Raw genomic sequence first — 12,339 nt, 5'->3', positions numbered from 1 at the left:
CGAACTTACAGAGTGAAAGTTCAGGAGGAGTCGATGGCCCCGCACTACCCCGCACTCGCCGAACGGGTCCGCACCCAAGCCGTGCTGCAACCCGCGCTCTACGGAGACGTCGACTTCCGCGCCACCCCGTATCGGCACACCGCCGACCCCGGAACGCGGTCGACGCTGCACCCGCGCATGGGACGACGGGCCGTGACGCTCGACGACGAACGCCTCGTCGAGTTGATCGGGATCACCACTCTCCTCGGCGATGTCGTCGCCGACCCGTACGCCGCACTCGAGCCTCGGTACGGCACGAGGGCACTCGTCGCCATGGTGCGGCGCGCCTGCGCGGAGGGAGTGGATGCGGTGCCCGAGGCCCCCGACGAGCTCCGGGCGTTCCTCGCCGCGATGGAGGCCCCACCCGCGTGGCTCGACATGGAGCTCGTCGAGGAGGGAGCACGACTCGCCCGCGTCGGCGCCGCACTGACCTCGCCGTTCATCACCCGCGGCGTGTTCCTCGCAACCTTCCTCAACACCTATGCCGCACTGCCGATGTCGCTCACCGGAGCGTTGTCCGGCAAACGAGCGGCGCGGCGGATCAACGAGACGGCGAACTTCTTCGCCATCACCACACTGCCGGGCGCACTCGACCGTCGCGGCGAGGGCTTCGAAGCAGCGGCGATGGTGCGTCTGATGCACTCGATGGTCCGCTACCACGCGCTCACCCGGCCCGGCGCATGGAACCGCGAGGTGTACGGGATCCCGATTCCGCAGATCGACCAGATGCCGGCCGGTACCGTCGGCAGCTACCTCCTCGCGCTCAAGGCCCGGCGGCGGGGTCGCGACTTCGACGCGTCCGAGCGCGCGATCATCGAGTTCAACCGCTATCGCTGCTTCCTCCTGGGGCTGCCCGAGGAACTGTTGCCCACCACCGCCAAGGGAATCATCGGGATCTTCCACGGTCGCGCGGCCCTGCTTCGGGACGACTTCGACGACGCGACCTGTGGGGCGCTCGTCCGATCGTCGATGGACGCGTACCTCCGGCCGCACCGCACCCCGTTCGATCTCGCCGCGAGTCGCGTCGAGAAGGCCTGGAGCAAGACATCGTTCGCGATCGCCTTCTGCGGAGGTAGGCCCACCAACGCGGCCCGGATGGGCGTCGATTTCACGCCCGGCGACATGGCACTGGTCGCCGTGACCGCCCCGTTCATCATCGGCCGGACCATCGGTGCCGAGATCGGAGTACGGAGTCCGCGCCTTCGTCAGGCCGTGGACCGGTACCTCACACGGCTGATCCGGCGCCGCCTCGCCACCTACGGACACCCCGAGTTCGTGTCCGACGGTGCGACCTACGCACGAGCCTGATCCGTTCGAATTCGTATGACGCACTCGATCATTCGAGCATATCGTGCAATGGACGCACGGATGCGCCCAGGCCGGGATCGTTGCGGGTGGTGGTGTGGGATTCTCGGGTGGCGATCAGTGGCCGCCGTGGGGCGCTGCGGACGAACCGGCGGGCACAGCGGGCGCGGATGACGACGGCATCGACATCCCGGGCATGCCGGGCATCTCCAGCCGGGTGGGCGCGGTCTGCCCCGTCCCGGCGACGACGAACTGGCCCATCATCCCCTTGTCCTCGTGGAAGAGCAGGTGGCAGTGGTACATGTAGGGCATCGTCAGGTCGGTGTAGTCGGTGAACCGCATGGCGAGCGAACACGCGTCGCCCGGCGCGAGGTAGACGGTGTCCTTCCACCCGCGCAGGTGTGCCGGCGGGTTCTTCCCATTGAACGCGGTGATCTGGAACTGCACGTCGTGGACGTGGAAGTTGTGCGGCCAGTTGTCCTTGTTGCGCACCGTCCACACCTCGGTGGTGTCGATGACCGGCGCCAGGTCGATGCGGCTCATGTCCATCCGCTCGCCGTTGATCATGTACCACTGCAGATCGAAGGACCGCGATGCGGGAGCCGGCGCCGTCGCACCCGCCGCGAGTAGGGCGACCGTGCTCAGGGTGCGCGGGACCGGACCGGCGCCCGCCTCGAGGATGTCGGCACCCACGAGTTCCAGGACGTCCAGGGTGTCGTCCTGGCCGTACTGGCGGGCGATCCCGCCCGACATCCTGCCGCGCTGGGAGATCGGGTACGAGCGCAGCATCGTGCGCTCCCCCGCGGTCACGGTGACGACGATCTCCGCCCGCTCGCCCGGGCTGAGCATGAGCCGGTCCGTCGACACCGGAGCCGCGAGCAGCCCACCGTCGGAGGCGATCATCTCGAATCGCCGCCCGTCGGCGAAGCCGAACTCGAAGCAGCGCGCCGACGCCCCGTTGAGCAGGCGCAGCCGCATCCGCCCGCGCCGCGCGAGCAGGCTCGCGTCCGCGACGCCGTTGGTGATCACCGTGGGCCCGAGGAGGCCGGTCCCGCCCGGCTCCGTCTCGTCCAATTCGCCGTCGGGCGTGAACTTCCGGTCCTGTACGACGACGGGGACGTCGTCGACGCCGTATTCGGACGGCAGGTCCATACGGTCCTGCTGGTCGTCGTCGACGAGGAAGAAGCCGGAGAGCCCGCGGTACAAGTGCTTCTCGGTGACGCCGTGGGGGTGGGGGTGGTACCAGAGCGTCGCGGCCCGCTGGCGCACCGTCCATTCCGCGTTCCACGTGCCGCCCGGTTCGACCATCTGGTGCGGGCCGCCATCGGCGCGGGCCGGGACGTGCATGCCGTGCCAGTGCACGCTCGTCGCCTCCGTGAGGCGGTTGCGCACCGTGACCGCGACCTTCTCGCCGTCCCGGGCGCGCAGCGTGGGGCCGAGGATGTCGCCGTTGAAACCCCAGGTGGCGCTCCGCTTCCCGGCCACGATCTCCGAACCACCCGCCTGCGCGGTGAGTTCGAAGCGGCGCACGCCGTCGGCGCCCACCACGGACCGCGCCAGCGGCGGGACGGGCAGGGCACGACGCCCGCCCGGCAGCGACGGCGCCGCCGGCGCGGCAGGAGTGCGACACGCGGTGAGCGCGGCACCGGCGAGGGGCGCGGCGATCAGGGCGGAGAGGAAGGTCCGGCGGGTACTGCCGACGACGGCTCGTGGCCGCTCGGCGATGTCGTTGATCATGCCTTCCAGCGTCGTCGGCGGCCGCGCCGTGCGACTCCGCCCTTCGGACGGGCTTTCCGGGAACCGGACTGGCCGGGAGGGGGTTGACATCGGTCGACGCCGGAGGTACAGACGCAGGTCGCAGCTTTCCGGTAGGCCCGACGGTGCCGTACGGTGCTGCCATGTCGCGCACCAGTTGGACCGTCGGCGTACGGGTCGCTCCCCTGGTGGTGGTGCCCGTACTGCTCGCAGTCAGCGTGTACCCCGGACGCTTCCACGCCTCCCCCGCGTACATCGCCGGATCGATGCTGGCCGCCGGGCTGTTCGCCCTCGGGGGCCGCGCTCCGTTCGCCGTCTCGCTCGCCCTGTCCGTGCTCTGCGGATGGCTGCTGTCCGTCGAGGCGTGGGGGCCGGCCGGACTGGTCCCGTACCTCGCCGCGCTGGCCCTCGCCGAACTCGCGGCGTCGCAACGGCCCCGGTGGCAGGTCGCCGCGGCGACCGCGGTCTGGGCCGCGTCCTATGTCATCGGCTCGATTCTCGACGACCAGCAGCACACCCTGATCCGCGTGCTCGCCGAGACGCTGAGCTTCGTCGGCCTACCCGTCGTGGGCGGACTGTACATGCGAGAGCGGTTCACCCAGGCCGAACGTGAACGACGGGAACTCGAACTCGAAGCGCTGCACGCCCGCCGGGACGAGCGGGCCGCCCTCGCGCGGGAGCTGCACGACCTCATGGCCCACCACATGTCGGCCATCTCGCTGCGGGTGGGCGTGGCGCGCACCGTCTACGCCGGGATCGATCCGGGCCTCGACGAGGTCCTGGCGGACATCCACGGCACCGCCACCGACTCCCTCGCCGACATCCGGCGGCTCCTGGCCGCGATGCGTGAACGGGATCCATTGGCGGACCGGACGATCGACGACACCGCCACCGAGATCCGCCGGGCCGCCGAACGCACCGGCGACGCCGGATTCGACGTGCGGGCCGTGATCGGCCTGGGCGACGACGAGCCCGCGGCGATCGACGCGCTCACACTGGTGCGGGTGGTCCAGGAGTCGCTCACGAACGTCATGAAACACGCGCCCCGCGGCGCGGAGGTCACCGTCGACGTGGGCAGGTCCGACGGTGCCTGGCGGGCCCGGGTGGCGAGTCCCCTTCCCGCGCAGGCGCAGCTCGGGCACGGCTACGGCCTGACCGGGATGGCCGAGCGTGCGGAACTCGCCGGCGGAAGCATCACCGCGGGCCCCGAGGGCGATCAGTGGGTCGTCGCGCTCACCCTGCCGACGCGCACGGCCTGACGCTGGGTCGGCCCGCACTGCCTTCGCCCCATGCAACGGGTGTCAACAGTCACGGCAAGGTCGGACTGCTCGCACCATGCAGGTCTCCGCTTGGGCGTGTACATGCAGGTCAAGCGGGCGCCACGGTCAGTAGGTGTGTTTACGATGTGTGTAACGATCGGTACTGCTCGCACCTCCATATCGTCGCGACTGCTCCCGCGTGAACGCGCGTTCTTGCCTCGGCGGTGGTCCCAGGTACCGTGCCGATTGCCGAACCGATCCCGGACGCGCTAAACTAGACACAATCGTTCGGCCCGCACCAGGATTCCTGGGAGCGGGCCGGATCTCTTTCGGTAAGGTCCGGAGCCATGCCCCGCCCTCCTAAGCCGTGGCTGTCACTCGAAGCGCAGATCGCGCTACTCCGCAGCCGTGGCATGGAAGTCGCCGACCCCGATACTGCGAAACAGCAGCTCGCGGCTGTCGGATACTACCGGCTCAGCGGATACTGGTACCCATACCGTCGGCCCGACCCGACTGGTGAGACTCGGCGACTGAGCGAGTTCAACGCCGGCACGAGCTTCGCCGAGATCACAGACCTGTACACTTTCGACCGCCACCTCAAGTCGGACGTTCTCAGCGGTATCGAGCAAATCGAGGTAGCTGCCCGCAGCCGTATCGGCCACCTGCTCGGTGAGATCGGCCCCATGGCCCACACCGATGCCAACAACTTCCGACCGGCATTCGACCACACAGCCTGGTGGAGAACCGTCACGAGCCGAATCGGGCGGGCACGTGGCAGTGACGAGTTCGTCGATCACCACTACAGCACCTACGGCGGACAGATTCCGATCTGGGTTCTCACCGATCTCCTCGACTTCTCTGATCTGTCCAAGCTGTACGCCGGAATGCGCTCCGCGGACCAGAAAACCATCGCCGACTGGTTCCGGGTCACCATCGGTCCGGACGCCTCGAAGACCGCGCGGCAGAAGTGGGCCAAGCATCCCCCGCTGGCCAACTGGCTCGAACACCTGACGGTCGTCCGGAACATCTGCGCTCACCACGGACGGCTATGGAACCGTCAACTGCCACCAATCGGCGCTTCACAACGAATCCGACACCTCCCCGTCTTCGACGGACTGCCCGAGGACCAGACTCAGGTCGAGCGCATCTACGGCACCATCTGCATCACCGCGTACCTACTCGACGCTGTCGCGCCCGGCAACTCGTGGCGCGACGAGATTGACACCCTCGTCACCTCCTCGTTCGCAAAGATCACGCACCGTCGCCCGTCCGAAATGGGCGTCCCAAACGCACTTTCGGGCGGGCTGCAGGACGGCACGGGCGCGCCGGGCTGATAGATACCCCTCGAGGTGTCCTTAGCGACTTGCCCCCAACGAGACTCCCATGACCCACGGCGAGGTCGCGCTGTCGACCTCAGCCCCGGGCGGCGAAGCGCGACAGCTCGACCCGCGAGCCGGCACCGGTCTTCTGCCGGAGATTCGCGATATGGGCCTTCACGGTCGACTCGGCCACGTGCAACCGGCGCGCGATGGCCGCGTTGCCCAGTCCCTCGGCGACGAGCGCCAGCACCTCGGTCTCGCGATCGGTGAACGGCACGGCGGGTTGCGCCGCCGGCGCCGCGGACGCCGACCGGGCGCGGAGGGCATCGTCGAGCACCCGGCGCGCGGGGCCGGGCGACATGGGTACCTCCCCGCCCAGCGCGCGCCGCAGGCCGTCGAGAAGCGCCTCCGGGGCGATGTCCTTGACCAGGAACCCGACCGCGCCGGCGGCGAGAGCCGGGTACATGTGCTCGTCGTCGTCGAAGGTCGTCAGCACCACGATCCGTGCGGCCGGGTCGGCGGCGATGATCTGCTCGATGCCCCGGACCCCGTCGACGCCGGGCATCCGCAGGTCCATGAGCACGACGTCCGGCGCGAGCTCGCGATAGGCGCGGGCGGCCTCGTCGCCGTTGGTGGCCTCGCCCGCGACGCTGAAGTCGGGCGCCGCGGTGAGCAGCATCGTGAGGCCGTCGCGGATCAGACGCTGGTCGTCGACGATCAACACGCTGCTGGTCACGGACCGATCCTAGACCGGCATGTGCCACGCCGACGGATTCAGCCGCGCTCCTCGCGGACCGCCCGCTCGATCCGCTCCCCGATCCCCTCGTCGATGTTGCGCCAGTACTCGAAGGCCCGCTCCAGGACGGGCTCGGTGACTCCATCGAAAAGATGACCGGAGACGTTGGACACCAGCCGCTCCCGCTGCCCGTCGTCCATCACGTCCCGCACCAGCGCACCGGCCTGGGACCAGTCGTCGTCCTCGAGGTGCGCCACGTACGCGGACCGGATCAGCTCCCCGTCGGCTGCCCACTGCGGCTCGGGCGGCCCCGGGTAGTCGGCGACCGGACCGCCCTTCGAGTTCGGCGCGTACACCGGGTCGTGGACGGGATCGATCCGCATCGCGCCGTCCTTGGAGTAACTGCGGACCTCGTTGCGCGGCTTGTTCACCGGAATCTGCTTGTAGTTCACACCCAACCGGGCCCGGTGCGCGTCCGCGTACGCGAAGACGCGCCCGAGCAGCATTCTGTCCGGGCTGAATCCGATGCCCGGGACCACATTGCTGGGCTCGAACGCGGCTTGCTCGATCTGGCTGTGATTGTCGGTCGGGTTGGTGTGCAGGGTCATCCGGCCCACCTCGCGCAACGGGTAGTCGGCGTGCGGCCACACCTTCGTCAGGTCGAACGGGTTGAACCGGTAGCCCTCCGCGTCCGCGAAGGGCATCAGCTGAACCTTGAGCGTCCACCTGGGACCGTCCCCGCGGGCGATGGCGTCGAACAGATCCCGTACGTGGAAGTCGCCGTCCGCACCCGCCAGGCGATCCGCCTCGTCCTGCGTCAACGTCTCGACGCCCTGGTCGGAGACGAAATGGTACTTCACCCAGTGCTTGACGCCGTCCGCATTGACCCACAGGTAGGTGTGCGAGCTGTAGCCGTTCATGTGTCGCCACGACGCGGGGATCCCGCGATCACCCATGAGCCACGTGACCTGGTGCGCGGATTCCGGGGACAGTGTCCAGAAATCCCACTGCATGTCGTGGTCACGGAGGTTGCTGTCCGCGCGGCGCTTCTGGGACCGGATGAAGTGCTGGAACTTCATCGGGTCCTTGATGAAGAACACGGGAGTGTTGTTCCCGACCATGTCGTACACCCCCTCGGAGGTGTAGAACTTCAGCGCGAAGCCGCGCGGGTCGCGCCAGGTGTCGGGGCTGCCGCGCTCTCCGGCCACCGTCGAGAACCTGGCCATCATCTCCGTCTTCGCGCCCGGCGCGAACACCGCGGCGCAGGTGAACTCGGAGACATCGGCCGTGGTCTCGAAGGTGCCGAAGGCGCCGCTGCCCTTCGCGTGCGGCTGCCGTTCGGGGATGCGCTCCCGGTTGAACTGCGCCATCTGCTCGATCAGGTAGTGGTCGTGCAGGGCGATCGTCCCGGCACCGCCCACCGTCAACGAGTACTCGTCGCTGCCGGCCGGGGCACCCGAATCGGATGTCGTGAAGTTCGCGTTCTCGGACATGACTGTTCTCCTCCGCGTATGTGGTTGTCGTTCAGGACTCTTCACGCCCATCGGGCTGTACGACGGGCGGAATCGCTGTCCTCTCCCCACGGTGGCGAACACGAGCGAGCCCCGCCCGGAAGGTTCCGGACGGGGCTCGTCGAAAGGGTGGAGCGAGACTCAGCCCTTGTGCGCCTTGACGGCCTCGGTGAGCTGCGGGGCGACGTCGAACAGGTCGCCCACGATGCCGTAGTCGGCGATCTCGAAGATCGGGGCCTCTTCGTCCTTGTTGACGGCCACGATGGTCTTGCTGGTCTGCATGCCGGCGCGGTGCTGGATGGCACCCGAGATGCCCAGGGCGATGTACAGCTGCGGCGACACGGTCTTGCCGGTCTGGCCGACCTGGAACTGACCCGGGTAGAAGCCCGAGTCGACGGCGGCGCGCGAGGCGCCGACAGCGGCACCCAGCGAGTCGGCGAGCTCCTCGACGACCGAGAACTTCTCGGCCGAACCCACGCCACGGCCACCCGAGACGACGATCGTCGCCTCGGTGAGCTCCGGACGGTTGCCGCCCTGGATCGGCTGCTTCGCGGTGATCTTCACCGCGTTCTCCGCCTCGGCCGGGACCGCGACGTCGACGATCTCACCGGCACCGGCGACACCGTCGGCCTCGATGGCACCCGGGCGCAGCGAGGCGACCGGGGTGTCGCCACCGGCGGTGGCGTCGACGGTGAACGCGCCACCGAAGATCGAGTGGGTGGCGGCGCCACCCGGACCGAAGGCGATCACGTCGGCGACCAGGCCGGAGCCGAGGCGCGCGGCGACGCGACCGGCCACCTCCTTGCCCTCGAACGTGGCCGCGGTGAGGACCGCTGCCGCGCCCTGGCTCTCGGCGAGCTCGGCGAGCACGCCGACCTTCGGGGTCACCAGGTAGGCGTCGGCCTCGGCCGACTCCGCGCGGTAGATCTTGGCGGCACCGGCGGCCTTGAGCTGCTCGGCGATCGCGTCGGTGGTGCCGGGGGCACCCACGACGACGGCGGCCGGCTCACCCAGGGCCTTGGCGGCGGTCAGCAGCTCGGCCGTGACCTTCTTGAGCTTCCCGTCGACCTGCTCGACGAGGACGAGTACGTCTGCCATAACGGCTTCTCTCCTTAAGAGTGGGGGACGAGGGACTTAGATGATCTTCTGGCCGATGAGGAACTGCGCGACCTTGCCGCCGCCGTCACCCTCGTCGACGACCTTCTCGCCCGCCTGCTTGGCCGGCTTCGGCGTCACGCCCGAGACCGTGGTGCCGGCGTTCGCAGCGCCGACCTCGTCGAGCTCCACGCCGATCTCCGCGAGGGAGAGCACGTTGATCTCCTTCTTCTTCGCGGCCATGATGCCCTTGAAGGAGGGGAAGCGCGGCTCGTTGATCTTCTCGTTGACCGACACGATGGCCGGCAGCGACGCCTCGAGCTCGAAGATGCCCTCGTCGGTCTCGCGCTCGCCCTTGATCGAGTCGCCCTCGACGGTGAGCTTGCGCATGTGCGTGAGCTGGGGCAGGCCCAGGTACTCCGCGAGGATGGCCGGCACGGCGCCGACGCGACCGTCGGTGGCCTCGTTGCCGGCGATGACGAGCTCGACGCCCTCGATGGTGCCCAGCGCGCGAGCGATGACCCACGAGGTCTGAATGGCGTCCGAGCCGTGCATGGCGTCGTCCTGCACGTGGACGGCCTTGTCGGCGCCCATGGACAGGGCCTTGCGGATCGCGTCGGTCGCGCTCGCGGGGCCGACGGTCAGCACGGTGACCTCGCCGCCGTTGGCCTCCTTGATCTGGAGCGCCTCCTCCACGGCCTTCTCGTTGATCTCGTCCAAGTACGGGTCGATCGACCGGTCGAGGGCGAAATCATCGGCGAGCTTGCGCTCGGAACCCGTGTCGGGAACCTGCTTGATCAGTACGACTACGTTCGTCATTGGTCTTCGTCGACCTCCTGGATCATCGGATACTCGTAGGGCACATTCTCACACTGCCGGGCGGACACGGAAATCCCGCCCCACCACAGTGAAGCGACTCGAACGTAGCACCGCCTCGAAACACTGTTTAACTGCAGAGTAAGTTACCGCGAAGTAACTGTCCATGTGGGCTGGCCCACGGCACTGCGACGACTAGGCTGGGAAGAATGTGTGACCCGCTGCCCCTGACCGGCGAGCGAACCGTCCCCGGGATCCCCGAGGAGAACTACTGGTTCCGCCGGCACGAGATCGCGTACCTCGCGATCGTCGACCGTTACGCCGGGAAGTCGGTCTTCGAGGCCGGCAGCGGCGAGGGCTACGGCGCCGCCATGCTCGCCGACGGCGGCGCGAGCGTCACCGCGCTGGACTACGACGAGTCGGCGGTCGCGCACGTCCGCGCCGCCTATCCGACGGTGACCATGCTGCACGGCAACCTCGCCGAGCTCCCGCTGGACGACGCCTCGGTGGACGCCGTCGTCAACTTCCAGGTGATCGAGCATCTCTGGGATCAGCCCCAGTTCCTCCGCGAGGTCGCGCGGATCCTGCGCCCCGGCGGCGAGCTGGCCATCTCCACGCCCAACCGGGTCACCTTCTCCCCCGGCCGCGACACCCCGCTCAACCCGTTCCACACCCGCGAGCTCAACTCCGCCGAGCTCGTCGAGTTGCTCGAGGAGGCCGGGTTCGAGGTGACCGAGAAGCTCGGCGTCTACCACGGCGCCCGCCTGGCCGAGCTGGACCGCCGCCACGGCGGCAGCTTCATCGACGCGCAGATCGAGCGGTCGCTCGCCGGCGAGCCCTGGCCGGCGGAACTCTCGAACGACGTCGCGGCCGTCGCGGCCCAGGACTTCGACCTGCGCTCCGACGAGCCCGACAGTCTCGACCTGTTCTTCTACGCCCGGAAGCCCGGAGCGTGAGCGCACCGTCGGGCAGCCCGACGGTGGCCGGCCGCGAGCCCGGCATGATCGCGTTCGTCCTGCACTCGCACCTCCCCTGGCTCGCCCACCACGGCGCGTGGCCCGTCGGCGAGGAATGGCTGTACCAGTCCTGGGCCGCGTCGTACCTGCGGATGACCGAGATGCTCGACCGCCTCGCGGACGAGGGGCGTACCGACCAGCTCACCCTCGGCGTGACCCCGGTGCTCGCCGCGCAGCTCGACGATCCCTACTGCCTCGAGGCCATGCACCACTACCTCGGCAACTGGCAGCTCCGCGCGCACGAGGCGGCGCTCTCGGGCCGTCCCTCCTCGGCCGAACTCGGCGCCCGCGAGCACCGGAACTCCGCGCACGCCCTCGAGCTCTTCGAAACCCGCTGGCGCCACGGCGGCACCCCGGTCCTGCGGCGCCTGGCCGACGCGGGCACCGTCGAACTGCTGGGCGGGCCCCTGGCGCACCCGTTCCAGCCCCTGCTGCACCCGCGGCTGCGGGAGCTGTCGCTGCGGGAGGGCCTCGCCTACGGCCGGGCCCGGCTCGGCTCCCCCGCGCTGACCGGGATCTGGGCGCCGGAGTGCGCCTACAAGCCCGGCATGGAGACCGGGTACGAGGCTGCGGGCGTCACGCACTTCATGGTGGACGGCCCCACGCTCGGCGGCGACACGGCACTCGCGCGCCCCGTCGGCGACTCGTCCGTCCTCGCCTTCGGGCGCGACCTGCCCGTGAGCTACCGCGTGTGGTCACCCAAGTCCGGCTACCCGGGGCACGCCGCCTACCGCGACTTCTACGCCCACGACCACGCCACGGGCCTCAAACCGAGCCGGGTGACGGGCAAGAACGTCGCGGAGGCCGACAAGGCGCCCTACGATCCCGATCGGGCCGACGCCGCGATCGACCGGCACGTCGCCGACTTCGTCGACACCGTCGTGGCCCGCGTGCGGTCCGAGAGCGCGCGGATCGGCCGGGACGCCCTGGTGGTGGCCGCATTCGACACGGAGCTCTTCGGGCACTGGTGGTACGAGGGCCCGATCTGGCTCGAGCGCGTGTTGCGCGCCCTCCCCGAAGCCGGTGTCCGGGTGGGCACGCTGCGCTCCGCCGCGGAGGCCGGATACGTGGGCGCGCCGCGCGAGATCCCGGCCAGCTCGTGGGGCTCGGGCAAGGACTGGCACGTGTGGGACGGCCCGCAGGTGCGCGAGTTCGTCGAGCTCAACGAGGAGATCACCACGACGGTGCTTCGCGTCCTCGACAAGCGGGCCGGGCGGACCCGCGACATCGTGAGCGACCAGGTGCTGCAGGAGGCGCTGATGTGCCTGCAGTCGGACTGGCCGTTCATGGTCTCCAAGGACACCGCCGCCGGCTACGCCCGCGACCGCGCCTACAAGCACGCCCACGCCCTGCGGGAGATCGCCGAGGCCGCCGAACGCGGAGACGAGGCCCGCGCCGTCGCGCTGGCGCGCGCCTGGCGCCGCGCCGACGACCCTTTCCCCGGGCTCGACGCCCGGCGCCTGCCCGCGCCGCTGGGAGGGTTCTGAC

At 69.6% G+C, this 12,339-nt stretch carries 10 protein-coding genes; 5 read left to right on the top strand and 5 right to left on the bottom strand.

Annotation, left to right across the window (positions count from 1 at the left end; genetic code table 11):
• The first annotated feature begins 33 nt into the window (after window positions 1-33).
• The gene (locus tag ABZX10_RS07355; RefSeq protein WP_355536528.1) at window positions 34-1,347 is read left to right on the top strand and encodes an oxygenase MpaB family protein; all 1,314 of its coding nucleotides are present in this window, start codon (window positions 34-36) and stop codon (window positions 1,345-1,347) included.
• A gap of 114 nt (window positions 1,348-1,461) precedes the next feature.
• Here ABZX10_RS07355 and ABZX10_RS07350 read toward each other — a convergent pair whose 3' ends face one another.
• Window positions 1,462-3,081: a multicopper oxidase domain-containing protein gene (locus ABZX10_RS07350; protein WP_355536525.1), complete on the bottom strand. Its 1,620-nt coding sequence runs from the start codon at window positions 3,079-3,081 to the stop codon at window positions 1,462-1,464.
• A gap of 161 nt (window positions 3,082-3,242) precedes the next feature.
• Between ABZX10_RS07350 and ABZX10_RS07345 the strand changes: the two genes are divergently transcribed.
• Window positions 3,243-4,358, top strand: a complete 1,116-nt coding sequence (locus tag ABZX10_RS07345) for a histidine kinase (protein ID WP_355536522.1) — start codon at window positions 3,243-3,245, stop codon at window positions 4,356-4,358.
• 347 nt (window positions 4,359-4,705) lie between these two features.
• Entirely contained in the window at window positions 4,706-5,692 is a 987-nt protein-coding gene (locus ABZX10_RS07340; RefSeq protein ID WP_355536518.1) for an Abi family protein, read from the top strand.
• Window positions 5,693-5,771: 79 nt separating this feature from the next.
• Here the strand turns inward: ABZX10_RS07340 and ABZX10_RS07335 are convergent, their stop codons facing one another.
• The 4 genes from ABZX10_RS07335 to ABZX10_RS07320 all read right to left on the bottom strand — a co-directional run bounded on the left by ABZX10_RS07335 (window position 5,772) and on the right by ABZX10_RS07320 (window position 9,838).
• Window positions 5,772-6,413, bottom strand: a complete 642-nt coding sequence (locus tag ABZX10_RS07335) for a response regulator transcription factor (protein WP_355536515.1) — start codon at window positions 6,411-6,413, stop codon at window positions 5,772-5,774.
• Window positions 6,414-6,451: 38 nt separating this feature from the next.
• Window positions 6,452-7,906: a catalase gene (locus tag ABZX10_RS07330; RefSeq protein WP_355536512.1), complete on the bottom strand. Its 1,455-nt coding sequence runs from the start codon at window positions 7,904-7,906 to the stop codon at window positions 6,452-6,454.
• A 159-nt stretch (window positions 7,907-8,065) separates the two neighbouring features.
• Window positions 8,066-9,022 (bottom strand): electron transfer flavoprotein subunit alpha/FixB family protein, encoded by a 957-nt coding sequence (locus ABZX10_RS07325; protein ID WP_355536509.1) that lies wholly within the window; start codon window positions 9,020-9,022, stop codon window positions 8,066-8,068.
• A 36-nt stretch (window positions 9,023-9,058) separates the two neighbouring features.
• Entirely contained in the window at window positions 9,059-9,838 is a 780-nt protein-coding gene (locus ABZX10_RS07320) for an electron transfer flavoprotein subunit beta/FixA family protein (protein WP_355536506.1), read from the bottom strand.
• 206 nt (window positions 9,839-10,044) lie between these two features.
• Here ABZX10_RS07320 and ABZX10_RS07315 point away from each other — a divergent pair, with 206 nt between their 5' ends.
• A complete protein-coding gene (locus ABZX10_RS07315) occupies window positions 10,045-10,791 on the top strand; it encodes a class I SAM-dependent methyltransferase (RefSeq protein WP_355536503.1) in 747 nt (248 codons plus the stop codon).
• Window positions 10,792-10,835: 44 nt separating this feature from the next.
• On the top strand, window positions 10,836-12,338 hold the full coding sequence (locus ABZX10_RS07310; RefSeq protein WP_355536682.1) for a glycoside hydrolase family 57 protein: 1,503 nt from the start codon (window positions 10,836-10,838) through the stop codon (window positions 12,336-12,338).
• Window position 12,339 lies beyond the last annotated feature (1 nt).

It is taken from the genome of Tsukamurella sp. NPDC003166, from assembly GCF_040611135.1.
Taxonomy (GTDB): Bacteria; Actinomycetota; Actinomycetes; order Mycobacteriales; family Mycobacteriaceae; genus Tsukamurella.
This window is presented reverse-complemented; position numbering and strand designations above follow the sequence as displayed.

Coding starts and splice junctions, on each gene's coding strand:
- ABZX10_RS07355 (WP_355536528.1), top strand. CDS start 34: ATGGCCCCGCACTACCCCGCACTCGCCGAACGGGTCCGCACCCAAGCC.
- ABZX10_RS07350 (WP_355536525.1), bottom strand. CDS start 3,081: ATGATCAACGACATCGCCGAGCGGCCACGAGCCGTCGTCGGCAGTACC.
- ABZX10_RS07345 (WP_355536522.1), top strand. CDS start 3,243: ATGTCGCGCACCAGTTGGACCGTCGGCGTACGGGTCGCTCCCCTGGTG.
- ABZX10_RS07340 (WP_355536518.1), top strand. CDS start 4,706: ATGCCCCGCCCTCCTAAGCCGTGGCTGTCACTCGAAGCGCAGATCGCG.
- ABZX10_RS07330 (WP_355536512.1), bottom strand. CDS start 7,906: ATGTCCGAGAACGCGAACTTCACGACATCCGATTCGGGTGCCCCGGCC.
- ABZX10_RS07325 (WP_355536509.1), bottom strand. CDS start 9,022: ATGGCAGACGTACTCGTCCTCGTCGAGCAGGTCGACGGGAAGCTCAAG.
- ABZX10_RS07320 (WP_355536506.1), bottom strand. CDS start 9,838: ATGACGAACGTAGTCGTACTGATCAAGCAGGTTCCCGACACGGGTTCC.
- ABZX10_RS07315 (WP_355536503.1), top strand. CDS start 10,045: ATGTGTGACCCGCTGCCCCTGACCGGCGAGCGAACCGTCCCCGGGATC.
- ABZX10_RS07310 (WP_355536682.1), top strand. CDS start 10,836: ATGATCGCGTTCGTCCTGCACTCGCACCTCCCCTGGCTCGCCCACCAC.